We start from the raw sequence: 22,628 nt of genomic DNA, 5'->3' as shown, positions 1-22,628 counted from the left end.
ACAGACAAACCTGCGCGCTGGGCATTTGCCCTGCGCACCGTTTCACAACAAAAGCCGCTTTCCAGATCGGTATCCGCCCCTTATGAAGACCCATCATGAGCGCCATCGACAATCTCCCCCCGCTGCGTGAGGTCATCGCGACCCATCAGCTCTCGGCCCGCAAATCGCTGGGCCAGAACTTCCTCCTGGATTTGAATCTGACCGCCAAGATCGCGCGTCAGGCCGGGGATCTGACCGGCTGTGACGTGCTGGAAATCGGCCCCGGTCCCGGCGGTCTGACACGGGGGTTGCTGAGCGAAGGCGCCCGCAAGGTGCTGGCGATCGAAAAGGACCAGCGCTGTCTGCCCGCTCTGGCGGAGATCGCCGCCGCCTATCCGGAGCGTCTGGAGGTGATCAATGGCGATGCGCTGGAGATCGACCCGCTGGCGCATCTGACGCCCCCGATCCGCGTCGCCGCCAACCTGCCCTACAACGTCGGCACCGAGCTGCTGGTGCGCTGGCTGACGCCCAAGGACTGGCCGCCTTTCTGGCAAAGCCTCACCTTGATGTTCCAGCGCGAAGTGGCCGAACGGATCGTGGCGCAACCCGGCTCCAAGGCTTACGGGCGGCTTGCGATCCTTGCGCAGTGGCGCGCGGAGGCCAAGATCGCCCTGTCGCTGCCGCCGGGGGCCTTTACGCCGCCACCCAAAGTGTCCAGCGCCGTGGTGCATCTGACGGCCCTGCCAGAGCCGCGTTTCCCGGCCGATGCGGCCATCCTCAGCCGCGTGGTGGCTGCGGCCTTCAACCAACGCCGCAAGATGCTGCGCGCCTCGCTCAAAGGCGTCTCGCCGCAGATCGAGGATCACCTGAACGCCGCAGGCATTCCGCCAACCGAACGCGCCGAGCAAGTCAGCCTGGAGGCGTTCTGCGCCCTTGCCCGCAGCCTCGCGCAGGCCTGACGCGTCCGCGGCCAGAACCGCCAGAGACACGCCCGGAATGACAAGAAACCCCGCAGCTCGTGCAGCGGGGTTTTCTTTTGTCTCGCATGGACAGGATGGGCCTTATTCGGCGGCTTCCTGCGGCTCATCCGGCTTTGGCTTGGGTTTGGCGCGGCTGCGTTTCGGCTTGGCCTCGGCCTCCGGTTTGCCCTCGCCGGTCTCCCCATCCTTGGGGGCTGCCGGTTTGCGACTGCGCGGTTTGCGCGCAGGCGCTTTCTTGGCAGGTGCAGCCTCTCCACCAGAGGTCTTGCCTTCGGGGGTTTCCACCAGGCCGCTGTCCTCTTGCGATGCAGGTGCCGCGGACTCGCGCGGATCGGCGATCTCGGGCTGAGGCCCATCGCCCGCAGCAGCCTCTGCCGCTTCGCGCTCCTGCCGTTCCAGACGCTCTGCCCGCTCGCGGTCACGCTCGGCCTGACGTTCGCGGTTCTGGCGTTCCTGCTCTTCGCGCTTGGCTTCGATCTCGCGCTGCGCTTCGTTCAGCATGCGCAGGTAATGTTCCGCGTGCTGCTGAAAGTTCTCAGTGGCCACACGGTCATTCCCAAGCTGCGCATCGCGCGCCAGCTGGTTGTATTTGTCGATGATTTGTTGCGGCGTTCCGCGAACCTTGCCCTCGGGCCCAGAGCTGTCGAACACGCGGTTGACAACATTGGCCCCATTCGGGCGATTACGGTTCGACTTCGAACGCGAACGTGATTTTGACGATCTCATATGCCTAACGTCAGCCTTGGTTCTAATTGTCGAAGACCGCGTACCGCGCATCCTGCGCATGGGCCTGCGAACTTTTTTGGGCTTGGCGTCGCCGAGAGGTCCGTTGACGTCCTCTTGCAACAGCGACACCTTGAGTAACCACGTTCCACCGTCACAAACAAGGGGGGAGCCGTGGTTTTTTGACTCTTTTTGCTCTGACACCTCAAAATATAGGGCAAATGGGCCGGAATGTCACGATTTTCGCCCTGAAACGACGCGATCCCGGCCATCCAGATCCGGCAGCACCACGACATCGACCAGCCCCTGCGCCCGCATCATCTGTGCCACAGCCGCCCCCTGGGTCGGGCCGATTTCCACCATGACGCGGCCCCCTTGCGCCAGATGACGCCCAAGCCCCGCGCAGATCAACCGATAGGCGCTGAGCCCATCGGCCCCGTCCGTGAGCGCCATCTGCGGCTCGTGATCGCGCACCTCGGCGGACAGCCCGTCCATCTCGTCCAGCGCGATATAGGGCGGGTTGGAAACGATCAGGTCGAACTGGCCTTCGACGGCGGAGAACCAGTCGGACTGGCGAATGTCTGCCCGTGCCTCGACGCGGTGCAACACCGCATTGGCGCTGGCCTGCAAACAGGCGGCCTCGCTCAGATCCACCCCCAGCCCCAGCGCGCCCTGCTGTTCCGCGAGCAGCGTCACCAGGATGCAGCCCGAGCCCACGCCGAGGTCCAGCACACGTTCAAACGGTTCCGCCAGCGCCGCCTCGATCAGTGTCTCGGTTTCCGGGCGTGGATCCAGCACCTCCGCCGAGACCTTGAAGCGGCGCCCGTAGAAATCCCGCTCGCCGATCAGATGCGACACCGGCACCCGGATCGCGCGCAGGGAAATCAGCTGGTCATAGCGCTCCGCCACCTCGTGCGAGAGCTCCTCGGGTGCGATCAGCGTCACCCGCGCTGCCTCGATCCGCGCCGCATGGGCCAACAGCACCCGGGCATCGCGCGCCGGATCATCCACCCCGGCGGCCCGAAGACGTGCGGTCGCAGCAACCATGGCCTGCGCGGCGGTGGTGGTCATTGTCCCATCTCCGCCAGCAGTTTCGCCTGATGTTCGGAAATCAGTGCATCGATGATCTCATCCAGATCGCCGCCCATGATCTGCTCCAGCTTGTAAAGCGTGAGGTTGATCCGGTGATCCGACATGCGCCCTTGTGGGAAATTATAGGTGCGGATGCGTTCCGACCGATCCCCCGACCCCACCTGAGAGGCACGATCCGCTGAGCGTTCGCTGTCGATGCGCTGGCGCTCCAGATCATATAGCCGGGTTTTCAGCACCTGCATGGCGATCTCGCGGTTGCGGTGCTGGGATTTCTCGGAACTCGTCACCACCAGCCCCGTGGGCAGGTGCGTGATCCGCACCGCCGAGTCGGTGGTGTTCACGTGCTGTCCCCCCGCACCGGAAGAGCGCATGGTATCTATGCGCAGGTCATTGGCGTCGATCGTGATGTCCACGTCCTCGGCCTCGGGCAGCACCGCCACCGTGGCCGCAGAGGTGTGAATGCGCCCGCCACTCTCGGTGACAGGTACGCGTTGGACACGGTGCACGCCGCTCTCATACTTGAGCCGGGCAAAGACACCATCGCCATTGATCCGCGCCACCAGTTCCTTGAGGCCGCCCAGTTCCGAGACCTGCTCTTCGATCACGTCGATCTTCCAGCCCTGCGCCTCGGCGTAGCGACTGTACATGCGGTAGAGATCACCGGCAAACAGCGCCGCCTCATCGCCCCCGGTTCCGGGACGGATTTCCAGGATAGCCGCACGGCTGTCGGCCTCATCCTTGGGCAGGAGCGCCAGTTGCAGCGCATGTTCCGCCTCTGGCAACGCCGCTTTCAGGGTAGGAATTTCTTCTTCTGCGAGCGCCTTCATGTCCGGATCGACCAGCATTTCCTCGGCCTCGGCCAGATCGCTCAGCAGCTGGCGATAGGCGCTGATCTGCTCCACCACCGGGCGCAGGTCGGAATACTCCTTGGCGAGTTTTGCAATGTCGCCGCCTGCCCCATCGGCCATTGCGGCCTCAAGGTACTGATAGCGTTGCAGGATCTGTTCCAGCCGGTCTTCGGGGATCATGTCGTGGCGTGTCTCGTTGTTGGGTGCGCCTCTTGCTTTGGCGCGGGGCTTCACCTGTGATAGGCTAGAGCCATGAAACATGCCAGTGGTCTTGTCCGGTTTGCAGCCTGCGCCGCTCTTGCGGGCGGGGCTGCTATTGCGCCATTCGCGCGGGCCGATGTCACCGGCCCTGGCGGCAAAACCATTGATTGCTACTGCACCGACACCCAGGGCGGGCGCATTGAGCTGGGCGAAACCATCTGCCTGCAGGTGGACGGGCGCATGTTCATGGCGCAGTGCCAGATGTCGCTGAATGTGCCGATGTGGCGCAAGGTCGAGGATGGCTGTCTCTCGGCGGCAAACCATTTCAGCCCGCTGCCCCAAACACTCCCGCGCCTCTAGGGCGATGATCGCCGGGCGATAGCCCGGCGCCCGGCCCAACGAGAGCGGATCAGCAATGCTGATCTGGCGACGGGCGGGAGCTTCCCCCGCTTGGGCTTGTCTTTACTCGGATGCGCGTTCCGGCAGGATGCACAAAAGCTCGTAGATCAGGTTGGCCGCCACCAATGCAGTATTGCCGGACGGGTCATAGGGCGGCGACACTTCCACCAGATCGCAGCCCACCACATTCAGCCCCTTAAAGGCCCGGATCAGCTCCAGCGCCTGCATGGTGGTCAGCCCGCCGATTTCAGGCGTGCCGGTGCCCGGCGCAAAGGCCGGATCAAGACTGTCGATATCATAGGAAATATAGACCGGACGCGCGCCAATATCGCGGCGAATTTCCGCGCCCATATTGTGCAGTGAACGGTTCCACAGCTCGGACGCCAGGAAATGCTGAAAGCCCCAGCCCTGTGGTTCCTTGAAATCATCCGGCCCATAGCCGGTGCCCCGCAGACCGATCTGATAGACCTTGTCGGCCTCCAACAAGCCCTCCTCATAGGCACGGCGGAACACCGTGCCATGGGTTTCCTTCTCGCCGAACATCTCGTCATTGACGTCGGCGTGGGCATCCACATGGATCACCGCGACGGGGCCGTGTTTGCGCGCAATCGCCCGCAGGATCGGCAGGGTGATCGAATGATCTCCCCCCATCGCCAGCGGCATCACCCCAGAGGCAAGGATCGCATCATAGCTTTCCTCGATGATGCGCAAGGAGTCCGCAAGGTTGAAGGTGTTGATCGCCAGATCGCCAATATCGGCGATATTGAGGGTCTCAAACGGTGCCGCGCCCGTGGTCATGTTATAGGGGCGGATCATCGCGCTCTCGGCGCGGATCTGTTTGGGGCCAAACCGGGTGCCGGACCGCCAGGATGTGCCAATATCCATTGGCACGCCCAGAATGGCCACATCCAGCCCCTCCAGCGAGGTGGCCTGCGGCAGTCGCATAAACGTCCCCGGCCCGGAAAACCGTGCCAGATCATTGCCGCTGATGGGTTGATTGAACTCGCTCATCGTCCTGTCATCCTCCAGCCCAGAAGGCAGATAATACTCATGGCCACATGGGCGCCCGCAATGGCGGTGGCGCCAGTGGTGTCAAAGGGCGGAGAGACCTCGACGATATCGCCGCCCACAATGTTGATGCCGCGCAGGCCCTTCAGGATCGCCTCTGCCTGCGCCGTGGTCAGACCGCCCCAGACCGGTGTCCCAGTGCCCGGCGCATAGGCCGGATCAAGGCAATCGATGTCAAAGGTCAGATAGACCGGCCGGTCGCCCAGAACCTCGCGGATCCGGCGCGCGGTCTCGACAGGGCCGATCTCATGCACGGTGGGCGCGTCGATGGTCGGCACGCCGAGATTGTCCTCATTGGTGGTGCGAATGCCCACCTGCACCGAGGTCGCGGGATCAATAATGCCGGATTTCACAGCCTTGTAGAACATGGTGCCATGATCGACGCGGCTGAAATCATCATCGGCCCAGGTGTCGCTATGGGCATCGAAATGCAGCAGCGAGATCGGCCCGTATTTCTCGGCGTAGGCCTTCAGGATCGGAAAGCTCACATAATGATCGCCGCCAATCGCAACCGAAGCGGTCTCGGCCGCCAGAATGCCCCGGATATGGTTCGTCAGCGTGTCGGGAAAGGCCGGGACATTGGCATAATCAAATGCCATGTCGCCGTAATCCACAATCGCCAGTTCGCTTGCAGGACATATGTCCCACCCATAAGGCGCATCCGGGCTTTGCAGGGCAGATGCCTCACGCACCGCGCGCGGACCAAGCCGGGTGCCGGGCCGGTTGGTCACCGCCTGATCGAAGGGGATGCCCGTGACCGCGATATCCGCATGGGTCAGATCCTTGCTGTAGCGCCGTCGCAGAAACGATGTTGCCCCGCCAAAGGTATTCTCAAAGCTGAGACCCTTAAGATCCTCGCGGGTAAAGGCTTGATCGACCTGTGTTTTTGCGTCTTCCAGCGCCATGTCGGACTGCTCCCTGTTCTCGGGTTATGCTCACGTCCTAGCCAATGCAGGCGGACTTGTCATCCGAAAGCCCGCCGCCGATTGCGATTTCACGCCAAAGGCTGTGCTTTCTCCACCAGACGGGCAAAGAACGACGCCCCGACCGGAGAGATCTCATCGTTGAAATCATATTCCGGGTGATGCAGCCCGGCGGTGTCGCCTTGACCAAGGAACAGATAAGCCCCCGGACGAGCTTGCAGCATATATGAGAAATCCTCCGCCCCCATCTCGCGGCCCGCATCCCCCTGCACATTGGCATCGCCAGAGATTTCGCGGGCAATATCGGTGGCAAAGGCTGCCTTTTTCGCATCATTGATGGTGGCCGGATACCCAACCGCGTAATCAAGCTCTGCGTCCACTCCGTAAGCCACCGCACAGCCCTTCACGATCTCATCAAAGCGCGCCATCACCATGCGCTGCACCTCCGGATTGAAGGTGCGCACCGTGCCGTTGATATAGGCGGTTTCCGGGATCACATTGTCGACGGTGCCAGTGTGAATCTGAGTGACGGAAATCACCAGATCCTCGGTCGCATGGTGGTTGCGGCTGACGATGGTCTGGATCGCTTGCGCCATGCCACAGGCCGCCATCACCGGATCACGGGTCTCATGCGGCATTGCGCCATGACCGCCCAGCCCTTTGATGTTGATGGTAAACTCATCCACCGCCGCCATCAGCGCGCCCGGCGTGGTGACAAAATGGCCAACCGGTAGCCCCGGCGCATTGTGCAACGCGTAGACTTCCTTGATGTCAAAGCGCTCCATGACGCCTTCCTCGACCATGATCTGCGCGCCACCGATCACCTCTTCGGCGGGCTGGAACAACAGCGCCACCCGGCCTTTGAAATTGCGCGTCTCGGCCAGATATTTCGCCGCGCCGAGCAGCATCGTGGTGTGCCCGTCATGGCCACAGGCATGCATTTTACCCGGCTCCCGGGACTTGTAGTCCAGATCGCGCACCTCGGTGATCGGCAGCGCGTCCATATCCGCGCGCAGGCCAAGGGTCGGCCCCTCGCCCTGACCCTTGATGATGGCCACAATCCCGTTCTGCGCGATCCCTCCGTGGATCTCATCAACGCCCAATGTCTCAAGGATCTCAGTCACATATGCGGCGGTCTTTACGGTGTCCAATCCCAACTCAGGGATCTGGTGAAGATGGCGTCGCCAGGTCTTCATGTCTTCAGCATAATCGGCGATGCGGTTCACGACCGGCATGGGGTGGACTCCTGTCAAATAGTCGGGATGATGCAGCAGAACACGAAATCCCGGGCAGGTGCAATGAGTGACGACAGGTTGATCCACGACGAAACCGCAGGCATCGAGCGGCTCTTGGAAATCATGCGCCGCCTGCGCGATCCCGAAACCGGCTGCCCGTGGGATATCGAACAAAGCTTTGCCAGTATCGCGCCCTACACCATAGAAGAGGCCTATGAGGTCGCCGACGCTATTGAGCGCGAAAAATGGGACGAGTTGAAAGGCGAGTTGGGCGATCTTCTGTTCCAATCGGTCTTTCACGCGCAGATGGCCGAGGAAGCCGGGCATTTCACCTTTCAGGACGTGGTCACCACCATGTCCAACAAGATGGTCTCGCGCCATCCGCATGTGTTTGGCGACGAGAGCCGCGATAAATCCGCCGACCAGCAAACCCAGGATTGGGAGACGATCAAGGCCGCCGAACGCGCTGCCAAGGCAGAGACTGGCGCACTGGATGGTGTTGCCGTGGGGCTGCCCGCCTTGCTGCGGGCCTACAAACTGCAGAAACGCGCCGCACGTGTGGGGTTTGACTGGCCGTCCGCCCAGAACGTGCTGGCCAAGATCGCCGAAGAATCTGCCGAGTTGGTCGAGGCCCAGGAGAACCTCACTCAGGATGAAGTCGAAGAAGAGTTTGGCGACCTTCTGTTCGTGATGGCCAATCTGGGCCGTCATCTCGGCGTTGAACCCGAAGCCGCCCTGCGCCGCACCAACGCCAAATTCACGCGCCGTTTCAAAGGCGTAGAAGCCAAACTTGCGACCCGCGGCAAGCGCGCGGAGGACAGTGACCTGGACGAAATGGACGCGCTTTGGAACGCGGTGAAGGCCGAGGAAAAAGCGCGATAGCCACGCGCGCGGTGCAGATCGCGGCTAGATCAAGGTGATCCCCGGCTCCTGTTGCAACCGCATCAGGTCACGCTCGTAACGCATTAAAAACGAACGCAGCTCTCGGGTGGTGAATTCCGTCAGTCCAAGCGGCTCCGGGTCGTTCTGGCCGGCGTCGATCACCGCGCGCCGGTCCTTGCGCGACAGTTTGCCCCCCTCGCCGTAGATCTCCTGCAATTCAACAAGGGCCCGATCCGTGGCCGAGGTATTCAGAGACCGGCTCGGCGGTGTAAGCGCTGCATCCTCCAGTCCCGGGGCGAGCTGGCGCAGCAGATCCACACGCCCATGCCTGTCCTCATGCCGCGCCACCACCAACCGCGATGGTTGCAAGATGTCGCGCACCTCGCGCAGCACCTCCACCCAGCCGCGATCCATGGCCAGATAGGCGGCGGCGGCAGCCTCGAAATCCGTCTCCACCGTCTCCTCCATCCGTTTGCGAATGCAGGATCGAAAGAACGGCCCATAGTCCCGCACCACAAACAGAACCGCCTGCACCGGCCCGTCGAGCGCCTGCCGCAGCGCGGTCAGCCGTTGTTCAGAGGCCGGATAAAAGGTGGCATTCTGGAAATGCACCATGCTGCCCAGGATATTCTCCTCCGACAGCAGGATGTTGCGATCCGCATCGGGCGCGATGTCCTCGGTCAGATGGCGTCGCGCCGCCTCGGCCATTTTGGCAGCGTCCTTTGAGCCGTGCCGGGGCGCGGGCAGCCGCAACGCCAATTGCCCGGCCCGGATTCCGTCCCGCGCCGGAAAGGCGACCGCATAGCCATGCTGCTGTAAACTGGCCCTGTTTTCATGCAGACACAGCTGAAACGAACTGCTGCCCGTGCGATGGGCGCCAAGATGGAGGAAATACTGCCGGGCCATGGTTTCCGTATTCTCGCGATTGTCGTGTCACTAGTATCAGGCGTTTTCCGGCTTGTCTGCCTCCTCCGCAGGTGGACAAATCCCACCCGGGCTGCGAGGGTCCGCGCAACAAGCCGAGGAGCATCAACCGACCATGTCCCCCCGCAAGATTATCATTGATACCGACCCCGGGCAGGACGATGCGGTTGCCATCCTGCTGGCGCTTGGCTCTCCTGAAGAGATTGACCTGTTGGGGATCACCACGGTGGCCGGAAACGTACCGCTGGCGCTGACGCAGAAGAACGCCCGCATCACCTGCGAGGTGGCAGACCGGCCCGAGGTCAAGGTCTTTGCCGGCTGCGATGCGCCGCTGGAACGTGCGCTTGTGACAGCCGAGCACGTCCATGGCGGCACCGGCCTCGATGGCCCCGACCTGTTTGAGCCCACCATGCCCTTGCAGGACCAGCATGGGGTCGACTTCATCATCGACACCCTGCGCGCCGAGCCCGCCGGAACCGTGACGCTCTGCCCGCTCGGGCCGCTGACGAATATCGGCGCGGCCTTTCGCAAAGCGCCCGATATCATTGATCGGGTTCAGGAAATCGTCCTGATGGGGGGCGCCTATTTCGAGGTTGGCAATATAACCCCCGCCGCCGAATTCAACATCTACGTCGACCCCGAGGCGGCGCAGGAGGTTCTGGCCTCCGGTGTCAGGGTCACCATGATGCCGCTCGATGTGACCCACAAGGCGCTGACCTCGCGCGCACGGGTTCAGGCCTTTCGCGACCTTCGCAGCCGCGTCGGCAGTTTCACCGCGGAGATGCTTGATTTCTTTGAACGGTTTGATGTTGAAAAATACGGCTCCGAAGGGGGGCCGCTGCATGACCCTTGTGTGATCGCCTATCTGATCCGGCCAGAGCTGTTCTCCGGTCGTCGCGTCAATGTCGAGGTTGAAACCTCCTCGGCTCTGACGCTTGGGATGACGGTTGCCGATTGGTGGCGCGTCACGGATCGCCCGGCCAATGCGCTGTTCATCGGTGAGGTCGACGCAGATGGGTTCTTTGCCCTGCTGACCGAACGGCTCGGGCGGCTATGAGCGCCTCGCTGCATCTGGCCCGTCCCGAAGACCTGGAAAAGCTGCTGACGCTGGTCCAGGGGTTTCACGCCGAAGAGGGCATCGACAGCACTGATGAGCAGCGACGCGGCGCGCTGCTGCCGCTCCTTGAAGGGATCCCCTATGGGGCGATCTACCTGATCGGGCCGGTGCGCGCGCCGATCGGCTATATCATCGTGACCTTCACTTGGTCGGTGGAATTTGGCGGGCTGGACGGGATGATCGACGAATTCTTCATCCGCCCCGCCGTGCGCGGGCGCGGTATCGCCACCGAAGTGCTCTACGCCCTGCCCCGCACCCTCGCCGAGGCCGGCGTGCATGCGCTGCATCTGGAAGTCGACCGCGACAACGAAGCCGCCGTCAAACTGTATTCCCGCGCCCGGTTCGAGGCGCGCGAGCGCTACGTGCTGATGAGCCGCAAACTGTAGTCCGCGCGCCCGGTACCGCTCAGTTGCCGGAAATCAGGCGCGTGCCGCTGGCAGAGGCGATCTGCTCATCCCCGACGGCGAACAGGATCGAACAGGCCCCGTCGCAGGCGTGGCCCTGGGCCATGACGGTGGCCAGCCGGACCCCCTGATCCTGTGCAACGGCCAGAATGCCTGCAATCCGTCGGGCTGCGGCCTCATCGCCGCCGCTCCCGGCCAACCAGATGGCGATCGGCGCATAGCGCGGCTCTTCCAGCATGGCGGCCTCAAAATGATGCAGGAAAGCGCCGAAATCGACCGCGTTGATCTCGCCATCCAATCGCAGCCCGCCGGGAACCCGGCTCCAGCCTGCATTTGCCTGTGGTGCCTGCACAACCGCCGCGCCGATCAGGCTTGCCATCAGCGCGGCTGACAGGCGGTTTACTCGAAACATGACACACCTCCAAAAGGTTACGAGGTGTCGCAGTTCTTGATTTGCGACGTGGTCAAGCGTGTCATAAAGTCGTTACAAAAGATATATCACGGGGGACAGGCGCCCTGCCGCCCCGCAACCTGTGGCCGGATCGCCTAGATTTTCGGCAGCGGGAAAGGGGCATCAAATCCGCTGTCCATCAGGCTCTCCTCAAAGGGAAATTCGGACAGAAGCTCGATGCCGCTGTCGGTCACCAGCACCTGTTGTTCCAGCTTGACGCCTTCGCGACCGCCCTCCTCGCCAATGTAGCTTTCGACGCAGATGGTCATGCCGGCCTCGATCACCCCGTCATAGCCCGCATCCGGGAAATCGCCGTGGTGATAGAGGTAGGGATACTCCCCCGTCATGCCGCAGCCGTGCGAGGACAGGTAGTAGCGGTTGGCGTAGTATTTCGCCGGGATGTCCCAGGCGCGGTCTGCATAGTCGCGAAAGCTCATGCCCGCCTTCAGGATGCCCATGTTGTGATAGACCTGCTCCACCGCCGTCTGGTAGAGCGCGCGCTGGGTATCGGTCGGCTTGCCCGGACCCGCGTGAAACGTACGCGAGAAATCCGAGTAATATCCGTGGCAGCCCACCACATCGGTGTCCAGCGCCACCAGTTCGTTCTCGCCGATCACATGGTTGGCGGTCTCCTGGAACCAGGGATTGGTCCGCTCGCCCGCGTTCAGCAGCCGGGTTTCGCAATAATCGCCGTTCTGTTCGATCACCGATTTGTGCAGCACCGACCAGAGTTCGTTCTCCGTCAGCCCCGGGCGCAGCGCATTGCGCAGCTTGTGCACCCCGACCTCGGTCGCCCGCAAGGAGGCGCGCACGCATTTCATCTCCTCGTCGGATTTGATCGCGCGGGCCATCTCCACCGGCTCCTGCGCATCGACGATGGTAAAGCCTTCCTCCTTCATGGCGATCGCCGTGCCCGCATTCATCCGCTCCATGCCGACGGTGGCGCCCTTGCCCACCAGAGACGCAATCAGATCACCCATTTCGCGGGCCCATTTGCGCTCCCGCTCGGCGATCTCCGGCCCCGCCGCCACAAAAGAGGCGGTCATCGCCGGGCGCACCTCGTCCACCGTCTCATACCCATCGGCCAGATGCAGGCAGCCGGTGAATTCGAACAGGATCGTCTTGGCCTCGGTCACCAGCAGATAGCGCGAGGGCGCGTTGCGCATGGAAAACACCTGCATGTTGCGGGTGCCGGTGGCGTAGCGGATGTTGATCGGATCCGACAGGATCACCGCGCCGACGCCGCGCTTTGCCATTTCCTTGCGCAGCTGCCCCAGCCGGTAAAGACGCACGGCCTTCAGGTCGATCCCCTCACTCTCCGGTGCCCGGTCCAGGAGCGCAATACCGCTCAGGTCGCTGCGTTCTGCGTGCCAGTCGAAATTTGCCATTGGGCAGATCCTTCTCAAGGTGCGTTTGCTTGGCGCCAGTCTGACGCAGCACGCGGGGGCTTGTGAAATTCCAAATTCCCGGCCATTTTCCCAACCTATGGTTATGAAAAACTATCGCCGGAACCTGCCGCCTCTGGACGGGCTGATGTTCTTTGAGGCCGCCGCGCGGCACATGAATTTCTCGCGCGCGGCGGAGGAGTTGCTGGTCTCCCAGACCGCCGTCAGCAAACGCATCCAGCAGCTGGAGGCGCATCTCGGTCGCGCCCTGTTCCTGCGCGATGGGCGCAGACTGCGGCTCACCGCCGAGGGCGAGAGCCTGCGCGACCACGCCAGCCTGTTGCTGGATTTTGCCGAGATGACCCTCTCGAACCTGATCCAGCGCCCGGACGCAGCAGTCCGGATCGCCACCAACAGCGCCGTCTCGCTGTTCTGGCTTACCCCCCGTTTGCGCAGCTTTGGCCTCTCGGCCGAGGCCGCGCCGGTGGAAATGGTCACCACGGATCAGATCGGGGCGCTGTTGGATGGCGGCAACGACCTCGCCATTCTCTACGGCAATGGCCATTGGGAGGGCATGGACTGCGTTTCGCTGTTTGCCGATGTCATGCTGCCGGTCGCCGCCCCGGAGGTCGCAGCCCTAATGCGCCCGGATCGGTGTCTGGCCGATCACGCTCCCGAAACCGCGCCGCCGCTGCTGACATTTGACCGTCTTTCGCCAGATTGGACCAACTGGCAGAATTGGCCGGGCTTGCCCAACCTGGCGGGGTGGAAAACCCTACCTTGCCGCACCTATGCGCAGTCCATCGGCCGGGCGCTACAGGGGGATGGCATTGCGCTCGGCAGCCGCCATCTCCTCGATTTCGAACTCAGCAGCGGGGCGCTGGTGCCGCTGCTGCCGGAGCTGCCGCACCCGCGCAATGGCTACTATCTGGCCCATCAGGCCAACCGCCCCCTGTCCGACGCGGCAACCCGCCTGTACAGGAGCCTCCTGGCACGCTGACCCCGCTTCGGTCCGGTCAGACCCGCACCAGCGGCACATGCGGCGCACAGCTTTCCGGGATCAGCCCGGTCAGCCGGGGATCATCCGCGATTTCCACCGCGCGCCGATAGGGCACAAAGCCCGACCGGATGTAGAACGCCAGCGCCGGCGCGCTGTCGAGGGTGCAGGTATGCACAAAGAACCGCGAGATCGGTCGCTTGAACGCGCGCTCCAGCGCATGTTCCATCAGCCACCGGCCTACGCCACCGCCGGTCAAGGCAGGCGACAGCCCCAGAAACGACAGCTCGCAGGCCCCGTCCTGCATCCATTCCAGTTCCAGTAGCCCGAGGTCGGTGCCATCCTTTTGCACGGTCCAGACTTCGACGCTGTCCGATGCCAAATGCGCCTCCAGTGCCGAGGGCTCCATCATCAGCCGCGAGAACCACAGGTATTCCTCCCCGACCAAACGGTAGAGGTTGAGATAGGCCTCGGCAGAGGGCGCGTCATGCAGTTGCACACTCAGCTCCGGCAGATCCGGAACCGCGCGCGGCTCGGGGCGCTGGGTCATCTCAAGATAGGTCACCACCGAAGCGATCTTACCGGGCGCAAGCTCGGTGATTCCATCAGGCAGGGTCATGGGGTCCTCCAACGGGTCAAAGGTCAGTTGCCACAGGCTAGTTCACCACAAGAGCCCAGCACAACCCCCTGCCCTAAAACGAAAAACGCCCCGGATTTCTCCGGGGCGCCTGTCACGGTCAAAGGCGGGATGCTCAGCCCTTGAGGATCGAACGACCGGCGTATTCCGCGATCTCGCCGAGGGTTTCCTCGATGCGGATCAGCTGGTTGTATTTCGCGAGCCGGTCAGACCGCGCCAGCGAGCCGGTTTTGATCTGACCGCAGTTGGTCGCGACGGCGAGATCGGCGATGGTGGCGTCCTCGGTCTCGCCCGAGCGGTGCGACATCACATTGGTATAGCGCGCGCGATGCGCCATATCGACCGCCTGCAGGGTCTCGGTGAGCGAGCCGATCTGGTTCACCTTCACCAGCATGGAGTTGGCACAGCCGCGCTCGATGCCTTCGGCCAGACGCACCGGGTTGGTCACGAACAGATCGTCGCCGACCAGCTGCACCTTGTCTCCGATCTGGTCGGTCAGCGCCTTCCAGCCGTCCCAGTCATCCTCGGACATGCCGTCCTCGATCGAGATGATCGGGTAATCCGCAACCAATGCTGCCAGATAGGCGGCGTTTTCTTCCGAGGTCAGCGTCTTGCCCTCGCCGGACAGGACGTATTTTCCGTCCTTGTAGTATTCGGTCGCCGCGCAATCGAGCGCCAGATAGATGTCCTCGCCGGGCTTGTAGCCGGCCTTCTCGATGGACTTCAGAATGAAATCAAGCGCTTCACGGGTGGAGGCAATGTTGGGGGCAAAGCCGCCCTCGTCGCCGATCCCGGTGGACAGACCCGCCGCCGAGAGCTCTTTTTTCAGGGTGTGGAACACCTCGGAGCCCATGCGCACCGCGTCGCGGATGTTTTCCGCAGAGACCGGCATGATCATGAATTCCTGAATGTCGATCGGGTTGTCCGCGTGCTCGCCGCCGTTGATGATGTTCATCATCGGCACCGGCAGAACCCGTGCGGAAGTGCCGCCGACATAGCGATAGAGCGGCTGGGTGGTGAAATCGGCTGCCGCCTTGGCCACCGCCAGCGACACGCCGAGGATGGCGTTTGCGCCCAGACGGCTCTTGTTGTCGGTGCCGTCGAGTTCGATCATCGCGCGGTCGATGGAGACCTGCTCGGTGGCATCAAAGCCGACCAGCTCATCGGCAATCTCGCCATTGACGGCCGCAACCGCCTCAAGCACGCCCTTGCCCATGTAGCGGGACGTGTCGCCGTCGCGTTTTTCCACTGCCTCATAGGCACCGGTCGATGCGCCAGACGGCACCGCCGCGCGGCCCATGGTGCCGTCTTCGAGAACGACGTCGACTTCGACGGTGGGGTTGCCCCGGCTGTCGAGGATCTCGCGGGCGTGGATGTCGATAATGGTGCTCATCGCAAATGGTCCCTCACTGTGACACGATTTGCCCCCGGTCATAGCAAGCCCGTGTAAAAAGTAAACCGGAGGCGTTATCGCTAACGGATGTATTTCGAGAGGTTTAACCCTAACATTGGAAAATTTTCGCCAGCCCACCGATTGCCGCCCTGCACACCACGACAAAAATGACGCAGCAGGACCGGGAAGCCTCGGAGTGATAGCGCTCACCCTTGCGCCCGATCCTTAACAGGTCAAGCATGCGCGCATGTCCAAACCCGTCCGATTCCACGAATTTCTCCTCAGCAACGCGCCCTATCTTTCGGCGGGTGTGCTGCTGACCTTTCTATCGAGCTTTGGGCAGACCTTTTTCATCTCGGTCTTTGCCGGACAGATCCAGACGGAGTTTGGTCTCAGCCATGCGGGCTGGGGCGGGCTTTATATGGTGGGCACCACGGCCTCGGCCCTGGTGATGGTGGCGGCGGGGGGCCTGTCGGACATTCTGCGGGTGCGCCAGCTCGGTGCCCTCGTGCTCTGCGGGCTGGCGGCGGCCTGCGTGCTGATGGCGCTCAATCACAGCTACTGGGTCTTGCCACTGTCGATATTCGCGCTGCGGTTATTTGGACAGGGCATGAGCACCCATCTGGCGATCGTCGCCATGGCGCGGTGGTTTGTCGCCACGCGCGGACGGGCGCTGTCGATTGCGGCCCTTGGCGTTTCCCTCGGCCAGGCCCTTTTGCCACTGATCTTTGTGGCACTGATGACGATACTGGACTGGCGCACGCTCTGGCTGGTCAGCGCCGCCGTTTGCCTGATCGGCGCGCCGGTGTTGGTGCGGCTGCTGTCGCAGGAACGCACGCCGCAATCCACCTCAGAGGATGTCAGCAGCACCGGCATGGACAACCGCCACTGGACCCGCTGGGAGGCCCTGCGCTCGCCGGTGTTCTGGCTGATGGTGCCGTCCATTCTGGGACCTGCGGCCTTTACAACGGCATTCTTCTTTCACCAGCTCCATTTCGCGACTACGAAAGGCTGGACCTTGCTGGAACTGGTGGCGTATTTTCCCTTTTTCACCGTGATGTCGGTCGTCTCCATGCTGGTGGCGGGCTGGGCGCTGGACCGCTGGGGCGCCACACGGCTGATGCCGCTTTATCAGCTGCCCCTGGTCGCGGCCTTCGTCATCTTTGCCACCGTCTCCAGCGGGGTGGGCATGGCTGCGGGGTTCTTCTGCATGGCCGCCTCGGTCGGGGCGCATTCGGTGCTGCCCAGTTCGTTCTGGGCCGAGGTCTACGGCACCCGCAGCATCGGCGCGATCAAGTCACTGGTGATGGCGGTCATGGTCTTTGGCACCGCCGTCGGGCCGGGCCTGACCGGGTTGCTGATCGACCTTGGTATCAGCTTTGACAAGCAAGGCTATGGGATCGCGGTATATTTCCTGCTCACCACCCTCTGCATGGTGATCGGTGTCGCTGCGGCACGCGGGCGGCTGATCGCGGCGCCCGCCTGAGATCAGGCGGGCTGTACCGCCATCCGCGCAGCGCGACGGGCCAGACGCCGTTCACGCACAAAGGTATAGAGCCCGGTGGCAATGATCAGCGCCGACCCCAGCAATGTCATCGCATCGGGGCGCTCGGCAAATACGATCGCGCCACCAATCATCGAAAACACCAGGCGCGAATAGCGAAACGGCGTGATGACCGCCGCATCGGCGATCCGCGTCGCGGTGACGATACCGTAATAGGCAATAACCCCGAACAGCGTGCCGCAGGCAAGCATGCCCCATTCGAACGAGGTCGGCGCGACCATCTGCTCGCCTGTGAGCAGCAACAGAAGCGCCCCGGCCACAACCACCGCCGCATAGGCCTGCACGCTGACGATCGACGACGGGATGCTGACATTCATGCGCCGGGTCATCAAATCCCGCGCCGCCACGCAAAGCACCGAGATCAGCACCAGGAGCGCGTTTGGCTCAAACCCCTCCAGACCGGGACGAATGATCAGCAACACCCCGACAAAGCCGACAAAGATCGCGCTCCAGCGGCGCCAGCCCACCTGCTCGCCGAGGAACAGCGCCGCCCCCATGGTGATCGCCAGGGGCGTGGCCTGAAACACCGCTGCCACCACAGAGATATCCACCAGCGCCAGCGCGGTGGCAAAGCTCATTGCCGCCCCACCCTCTGCCAGCGCCCGCAGGATGGGCATCATCCGCCAGGCTGCCGGATTGCGCAGGCTTTGCCGCTGCACCGTCAGGGCCAGGAAGAACACAACCCCGGCGCCCAGTCCGATCAGGATCAGGATCTGCCCCACCGGCAAGCCGCCGGACAGCTGCTTGATGAACAGGTCCTCGATGGTAAATCCCACCATGGCGACCAGCAGCAGCAGAATACCTTTAACGTTGTCCATGGGGTGCATCCTCATACGGCGGCGAAGTCGGGGTTGCTTCGGCATCGCGCGATGCGACCGGTTGACGCAAGCCGGAAAACGTCGCGGCCTCACCAGAGTTTGTGACGCCAGCCATGACAATTCGTGATGAAAGGGCGACGATCAGCCGTCGTTCTTGATCGGAACGCCGTAAAGTTCCAGCTTGTGCCCCTTCAGGCGATAGCCCAGCTTTGCGGCGATCTTTTCCTGAAGCGCCTCGATTTCGGGGTCGCAGAACTCGATCACCGCGCCGGTGTTGAGGTCGATCAGGTGGTCGTGATGGTCCCGGTCCGCATCCTCGTAGCGCGCGCGCCCATCGCCGAACTCCAGCCTGTCGAGTATGCCGGATTCCTCGAACAGCTTCACCGTGCGGTACACGGTGGCCAGGGAAATCCCGTTGTCGATGGCGTTGGCGCGGGCATGCAGCTCTTCGACATCGGGATGATCGAGGCTTTCCTGAAGAACGCGGGCAATGGTCCGGCGCGGTCCGGTCATGCGCAGGCCCTGCGCCTCGCAGCGGGAAATGATCGTGTCGGTCATGCCTGTCTTATCCCTGTCACTCGATGCGGGGGTGCTTGCTTGGCGCTTCTTTTTAGCGAATGCAACCCCCGTCGAAAACAGCCAAGTCACACAACAGGTCATTGACATTTACCGCACGGGCCGCCATTTGGCCTTCAGGCATACCCTCTGCCGCGTGAGCAGAGCCCCGTGACCACGCCGCCCCGCAAGGGACCGGCGCGTGATCTCCGGCCGGATCCCGGCAGGACGTCACAGACATATCGGGGGCTGATCAGGGATGCCATGGTTCCAAGATCACGCGTGGGGCTAGTTGCGAGAGATCGGCCAGACGGCATGCGGCCGTCCGGGTCTGAGGTCTCCGCCCCACTGAATGATCGGGAGGTACGGGCTGAACGCCTGCCCCCGAAACGGCTGTGCGCCTGCGAGCGGCAGCCGTTGAGAGGACGTTGAATGACTGAATTTTCCACGATGGACCTGCCCAAGCACCTGCACACCCGCATGGAAGCCATGGGCTTTAACACTCCCACCCCCATTCAGGCGCGCGCGATTCCGCATGCCCTGAACGGTCAGGATGTTCTGGGTCTCGCCCAGACTGGCACCGGCAAGACCGCGGCCTTTGGTGTGCCGCTGGTGGCGCAGATGCTGGCATATGGCCACAAGCCCGCCGCCGGGACCGTGCGCGGTTTGATCCTTGCCCCGACGCGCGAGCTTGCGAACCAGATCGCCGAAACCCTGCGTGGCCTTACCGAAGGCAGCCCGCTCAAGACCGGGCTGGTGGTTGGCGGTGTCTCCATCAATCCGCAGATCAACCGCCTGTCCCGTGGCACCGACATTCTGGTCGCCACGCCCGGACGTCTCTTGGATATTCTCGACCGCAAGGCGCTGGATCTTGGATCTTGTGACTTTCTGGTTCTGGACGAGGCTGACCAGATGCTGGATCTGGGCTTTATCCATGCCCTGCGCAAGATCGCAGCACTTCTGCCTGAAAAGCGTCAAACCATGCTGTTCTCGGCCACGATGCCCAAGCAGATGAACGAGATCGCAAATGCCTATCTCAAGAGCCCCGTGCGCATTGAAGTGACCCCTCCGGGCAAGCCCGCCGCCAAGGTCACCCAGTCCGTGCATTTCATTGCCAAGGCAGAGAAACTCAGCCTTCTGAAGGAGTTGCTGGCCAAACATGATGGCGAGCGCACGCTGGTGTTTGGCCGCACCAAACACGGCATGGAAAAGCTGATGAAGGTGCTGGACAAGGCAGGCTTCAAGGCGGCGGCGATCCACGGCAACAAAAGCCAGGGCCAGCGCGAACGAGCGCTGAAGGCCTTTAAGTCAGGCGAGATCACCGTGCTGGTGGCGACGGATGTGGCCGCGCGCGGGCTGGATATTCCGGATGTGAAATACGTCTATAACTACGAGCTGCCCAATGTGCCGGATGCCTATGTGCACCGGATCGGCCGCACCGCACGTGCGGGCAAGGACGGCCAGGCCGTGGCCTTCTGTGCCCCCGATGAGATCGGCGATCTGAAGGCGATCCAGAAGACCATGAACATCACCATTCCCGTGGCCTCGGGCCGCGCCTGGGAAGAGCTGCCCGATCCGGCCGCGAAACCCGCACGTGGTGGCGGCGGACGTGGTCGCCCCGGTGGCGGTGGCGGCCGTGGCAAAGGCAGCGGCAAGCCCGGTGGTGGGCGCCGTCGCTTTGGCGGGGGCAAACCCGACGGGCAGCCCGGTGGTGGCGAAGCCCGGAATTCCGCTGGCGGTGGCGGGCGGCGTCGGCGCCAGTCCTGAACGAAGCGCTCTTTCGAGCAGCGCGACTACGTCGCGCAGGCTCAAGATCCGTGGATCTTGAGCCTCCCTCCCGGGCATTCTCCCGTCCCTTTCATGGGCGCTAAAGCGCCAACAAAAGCGTTGGGCCGCGCAGGCCGCGCCAAAGGCGCGGCCTGCGCCCCCGGGCGACGCGGAACGCGGCGCAAAACCTCTTGCCTTAACACGAAAGATCCGGGACAGATCCCGCCGTTCAGGTGCCGCAGAACGTCGCCCGCACCACCTCATCCTCCGCAGGGGGGCGGCGCAGATCGGCAAATTCTTCGCTGTTCTCAAACGGCGCCGCCAATGCGGTCATCAGACGCTCGAACGGCGCATAATCACCAGCCACCGCCGAAGCGATCATTTGCTCGATCCGGTGGTTGCGCGGGATCAGAACAGGGTTGGCGCGCGCCATCCGCGCGTCGATATCCGTTTCACTTTTTATACGCTCTTTCCAGCGCGCCTCCCACGCGTCAAAGATTGCAGGCTCAAGAAACTGATCGCGGGCATTCCCCTCGAGAAGCGCACGGAAGCTATTGGTAAAATCGGCCTGGCCTTGTGCCATCACTTGCAGCAGATCGCTCACCAACTCCAAATCGCCCTCAGCGACAGTGCCGATGCCGATCTTTGCACAGAACCGGCGCAGCCAGGCTTCTTGCAACAGATCCGGCATGGCGTGGACGATTTCGGTTGCTTCATCCAGCACGCTTTCGGGATCGTCCTCCAGCTGGATCAGCGCCGTGGCGAGTTGCGCGAGGTTCCAGACCGCGATCTGCGGCTGGTTCGCATAGGCATAGCGCCCGGTGCGATCAATTGAGGAAAACACCCGGTTTGGATGATAGACATCCATAAAGGCGCAGGGACCATAATCGATGGTTTCCCCCGCGATGGAGGAGTTATCCGTATTCATCACCCCATGAATGAACCCCACGCCCATCCACGCGGAGATCAGCTCTACCTGTGCATCCCGCACCGCTCGCAGCAATCCCATCGGCCCCTGCGCTTCCGGGTAGTGGCGCGCAATAGCGTAGTCCGTGAGGGTCCGCAGCGCCTCGTGATGGCCGCGCGCGGCAAAGATCTGAAAGGTGCCCACGCGCAGATGGCTCCGCGCCACGCGGGTCAGAACCGCCCCGGGCAAGCCGCCCTCACGCCAGACCGTCTCGCCCGTTGCCACGGCCGCCAGCGCCCGCGTGGTCGGGATGCCAAGCGCGTGCATGGCCTCAGAGACCACATATTCCCGCAGAACCGGGCCGAGCCATGCGCGCCCGTCGCCATTGCGCGAATATGGCGTGGGACCAGAGCCCTTGAGCTGGATATCACGGCGGATGTCATCGGTGCCCACAACCTCGCCCAAAAGCACCGCGCGCCCATCGCCAAGCTGCGGGTTGTAGCTGCCAAACTGATGCCCCGCATAAAGTTGCGCCAGCGGGTCAGCGCCCGGGGGCACCACATTGCCGCCAAAGATGTCGGCCAGTTCCTCATCGTGCCCGCGGGTGATCCCCAACCGGGCGGCAAGCGCGTCATTAAAGGCAATGAGCCGAGGGGCCTTTACCGGGGTTGGGGCCTGCCGACTGTAGAACTCAGGCGCAAGTTGCGCATATGTATTATCAAACGGGATATCGAGGGTCATGGGCCGAACATATGCCGTCCCACCCGAATTGCCACCCGCAATCACACCAACTCCGGAGCCGTAGTGCATGACGCAGGACATGAGCGCAGATGAGATTATCCAGATCCTTGGACTGGAACGTCACCCCGAAGGCGGCTGGTACCGCCAGACCTGGGTTGAGGAAACGGGCGAAGACACCCGTGGCCCCTCGTCTCGGCCCTGTGGCACCTGCATCTACTTCTTGCTTGGCGCAAGCGAGCGCAGCCACTGGCACCGGGTCGATGCCACGGAAATCTGGCTCTATCACGCAGGCGCGCCGCTCATCCTCTCTCGTTCTGAGACCGACCAAGGCCCGGCCAGCGATCACCTCCTGACCCCAAACCTGCGGGAGGGCCGCCCGCAGGTGATTGTTCCCAAAGATCACTGGCAAGCCGCACGTAGCACCGGCGCGTGGACATTGGTCAGCTGCACGGTGTCGCCGGGGTTTGAGTTTTCCGGCTTCACCCTCGCGCCCGAAGGCTTTGACATTCCACGCAACTAACCACGCCTGAGGTATTTCGCTTCGGGCAAAGCCCGAAGCGACCCGCGCCGCGCAGCCGTTCCGGCTGCGCGGCGCTCGGCCCAACGGGAGCGGGTGCATTTCACATGCTGCCCGCGAC

The 22,628-nt window shown here is 62.9% G+C and carries 23 protein-coding genes; 9 read left to right on the top strand and 14 right to left on the bottom strand.

Annotated elements, in window-relative coordinates; all coding sequences use genetic code 11:
• The first annotated feature begins 95 nt into the window (after positions 1-95).
• A complete protein-coding gene (gene rsmA, locus MHM88_RS00560) occupies positions 96-938 on the top strand; it encodes a 16S rRNA (adenine(1518)-N(6)/adenine(1519)-N(6))-dimethyltransferase RsmA (protein ID WP_239359000.1) in 843 nt (280 codons plus the stop codon).
• A 102-nt stretch (positions 939-1,040) separates the two neighbouring features.
• Here the strand turns inward: rsmA and MHM88_RS00555 are convergent, their stop codons facing one another.
• The 3 genes from MHM88_RS00555 to prfA form a co-directional block, all read right to left on the bottom strand.
• A complete protein-coding gene (locus MHM88_RS00555; protein ID WP_239358998.1) occupies positions 1,041-1,685 on the bottom strand; it encodes a DUF4167 domain-containing protein in 645 nt (214 codons plus the stop codon).
• Between the two features lie 231 nt (positions 1,686-1,916).
• Entirely contained in the window at positions 1,917-2,753 is an 837-nt protein-coding gene (gene prmC, locus MHM88_RS00550; protein WP_239358996.1) for a peptide chain release factor N(5)-glutamine methyltransferase, read from the bottom strand.
• The gene (gene prfA, locus MHM88_RS00545; protein WP_239359772.1) at positions 2,750-3,802 is read right to left on the bottom strand and encodes a peptide chain release factor 1; all 1,053 of its coding nucleotides are present in this window, start codon (positions 3,800-3,802) and stop codon (positions 2,750-2,752) included. The genes prmC and prfA overlap by 4 nt, the downstream gene beginning before the upstream one ends.
• A 72-nt stretch (positions 3,803-3,874) precedes the next feature.
• Here prfA and MHM88_RS00540 point away from each other — a divergent pair, with 72 nt between their 5' ends.
• Positions 3,875-4,183 carry a hypothetical protein gene (locus tag MHM88_RS00540; protein ID WP_239358994.1) on the top strand — a complete coding sequence of 103 codons (309 nt, stop codon included), beginning with the start codon at positions 3,875-3,877 and terminating at the stop codon, positions 4,181-4,183.
• Between the two features lie 102 nt (positions 4,184-4,285).
• Here MHM88_RS00540 and speB (MHM88_RS00535) read toward each other — a convergent pair whose 3' ends face one another.
• The 3 genes from speB (MHM88_RS00535) to MHM88_RS00525 form a co-directional block, all read right to left on the bottom strand.
• Positions 4,286-5,233, bottom strand: coding sequence for an agmatinase (gene speB / locus MHM88_RS00535; protein WP_065326618.1), 948 nt, complete (start codon positions 5,231-5,233; stop codon positions 4,286-4,288).
• Entirely contained in the window at positions 5,230-6,195 is a 966-nt protein-coding gene (gene speB / locus MHM88_RS00530) for an agmatinase (protein ID WP_239358992.1), read from the bottom strand. The genes speB (MHM88_RS00535) and speB (MHM88_RS00530) overlap by 4 nt, the downstream gene beginning before the upstream one ends.
• An 89-nt stretch (positions 6,196-6,284) precedes the next feature.
• Positions 6,285-7,448 (bottom strand): M20 aminoacylase family protein, encoded by a 1,164-nt coding sequence (locus MHM88_RS00525; RefSeq protein WP_239358990.1) that lies wholly within the window; start codon positions 7,446-7,448, stop codon positions 6,285-6,287.
• 63 nt (positions 7,449-7,511) lie between these two features.
• On the opposite strand from MHM88_RS00525, the gene mazG reads away from it, so the two are divergent.
• Positions 7,512-8,330 carry a nucleoside triphosphate pyrophosphohydrolase gene (gene mazG, locus MHM88_RS00520; RefSeq protein ID WP_239358988.1) on the top strand — a complete coding sequence of 273 codons (819 nt, stop codon included), beginning with the start codon at positions 7,512-7,514 and terminating at the stop codon, positions 8,328-8,330.
• 24 nt (positions 8,331-8,354) lie between these two features.
• Here the strand turns inward: mazG and MHM88_RS00515 are convergent, their stop codons facing one another.
• Positions 8,355-9,236, bottom strand: coding sequence for a hypothetical protein (locus tag MHM88_RS00515; RefSeq protein ID WP_239358976.1), 882 nt, complete (start codon positions 9,234-9,236; stop codon positions 8,355-8,357).
• A 133-nt stretch (positions 9,237-9,369) separates the two neighbouring features.
• Here MHM88_RS00515 and MHM88_RS00510 point away from each other — a divergent pair, with 133 nt between their 5' ends.
• Positions 9,370-10,311, top strand: coding sequence for a nucleoside hydrolase (locus MHM88_RS00510; RefSeq protein WP_239358974.1), 942 nt, complete (start codon positions 9,370-9,372; stop codon positions 10,309-10,311).
• Complete coding sequence (locus MHM88_RS00505) at positions 10,308-10,757, top strand: N-acetyltransferase (RefSeq protein ID WP_239358972.1); 450 nt, start codon at positions 10,308-10,310, stop codon at positions 10,755-10,757. Before MHM88_RS00510 ends, MHM88_RS00505 begins: the two co-directional genes overlap by 4 nt.
• A gap of 19 nt (positions 10,758-10,776) precedes the next feature.
• On the opposite strand, the gene MHM88_RS00500 is transcribed toward MHM88_RS00505, so the two are convergent.
• Entirely contained in the window at positions 10,777-11,187 is a 411-nt protein-coding gene (locus MHM88_RS00500; RefSeq protein ID WP_239321803.1) for a hypothetical protein, read from the bottom strand.
• Positions 11,188-11,321: 134 nt separating this feature from the next.
• Positions 11,322-12,614, bottom strand: coding sequence for a Xaa-Pro peptidase family protein (locus MHM88_RS00495; RefSeq protein ID WP_239358970.1), 1,293 nt, complete (start codon positions 12,612-12,614; stop codon positions 11,322-11,324).
• A gap of 103 nt (positions 12,615-12,717) precedes the next feature.
• Between MHM88_RS00495 and MHM88_RS00490 the strand changes: the two genes are divergently transcribed.
• The gene (locus tag MHM88_RS00490) at positions 12,718-13,611 is read left to right on the top strand and encodes a LysR family transcriptional regulator (protein WP_239358968.1); all 894 of its coding nucleotides are present in this window, start codon (positions 12,718-12,720) and stop codon (positions 13,609-13,611) included.
• A 16-nt stretch (positions 13,612-13,627) separates the two neighbouring features.
• Here MHM88_RS00490 and MHM88_RS00485 read toward each other — a convergent pair whose 3' ends face one another.
• Both MHM88_RS00485 and eno read right to left on the bottom strand, forming a co-directional pair.
• Positions 13,628-14,227: a GNAT family N-acetyltransferase gene (locus MHM88_RS00485; RefSeq protein ID WP_239358966.1), complete on the bottom strand. Its 600-nt coding sequence runs from the start codon at positions 14,225-14,227 to the stop codon at positions 13,628-13,630.
• Between the two features lie 133 nt (positions 14,228-14,360).
• A complete protein-coding gene (gene eno, locus MHM88_RS00480; RefSeq protein WP_239321811.1) occupies positions 14,361-15,638 on the bottom strand; it encodes a phosphopyruvate hydratase in 1,278 nt (425 codons plus the stop codon).
• Between the two features lie 247 nt (positions 15,639-15,885).
• On the opposite strand from eno, the gene MHM88_RS00475 reads away from it, so the two are divergent.
• On the top strand, positions 15,886-17,124 hold the full coding sequence (locus MHM88_RS00475; protein ID WP_239358964.1) for an MFS transporter: 1,239 nt from the start codon (positions 15,886-15,888) through the stop codon (positions 17,122-17,124).
• Between the two features lie 2 nt (positions 17,125-17,126).
• On the opposite strand, the gene MHM88_RS00470 is transcribed toward MHM88_RS00475, so the two are convergent.
• A complete protein-coding gene (locus MHM88_RS00470) occupies positions 17,127-18,020 on the bottom strand; it encodes a DMT family transporter (RefSeq protein WP_239321815.1) in 894 nt (297 codons plus the stop codon).
• A gap of 141 nt (positions 18,021-18,161) precedes the next feature.
• The gene (locus tag MHM88_RS00465; protein ID WP_239321817.1) at positions 18,162-18,578 is read right to left on the bottom strand and encodes a Fur family transcriptional regulator; all 417 of its coding nucleotides are present in this window, start codon (positions 18,576-18,578) and stop codon (positions 18,162-18,164) included.
• Between the two features lie 429 nt (positions 18,579-19,007).
• Between MHM88_RS00465 and MHM88_RS00460 the strand changes: the two genes are divergently transcribed.
• Positions 19,008-20,342 (top strand): DEAD/DEAH box helicase, encoded by a 1,335-nt coding sequence (locus MHM88_RS00460; protein WP_239358962.1) that lies wholly within the window; start codon positions 19,008-19,010, stop codon positions 20,340-20,342.
• 229 nt (positions 20,343-20,571) lie between these two features.
• Here the strand turns inward: MHM88_RS00460 and MHM88_RS00455 are convergent, their stop codons facing one another.
• On the bottom strand, positions 20,572-21,990 hold the full coding sequence (locus tag MHM88_RS00455) for a YdiU family protein (protein ID WP_239358960.1): 1,419 nt from the start codon (positions 21,988-21,990) through the stop codon (positions 20,572-20,574).
• Positions 21,991-22,069: 79 nt separating this feature from the next.
• Between MHM88_RS00455 and MHM88_RS00450 the strand changes: the two genes are divergently transcribed.
• Positions 22,070-22,510 (top strand): cupin domain-containing protein, encoded by a 441-nt coding sequence (locus tag MHM88_RS00450; protein WP_239358958.1) that lies wholly within the window; start codon positions 22,070-22,072, stop codon positions 22,508-22,510.
• The last annotated feature ends 118 nt before the right edge of the window (positions 22,511-22,628 follow it).

The sequence above is a fragment of the Epibacterium sp. MM17-32 genome, from assembly GCF_022348205.1.
In the GTDB taxonomy this organism is placed as follows: domain Bacteria; phylum Pseudomonadota; class Alphaproteobacteria; order Rhodobacterales; family Rhodobacteraceae; genus Epibacterium.
The sequence above is the reverse complement of the archived record's forward strand: the minus strand, read 5'-3'. Positions and strand labels throughout refer to the sequence as shown.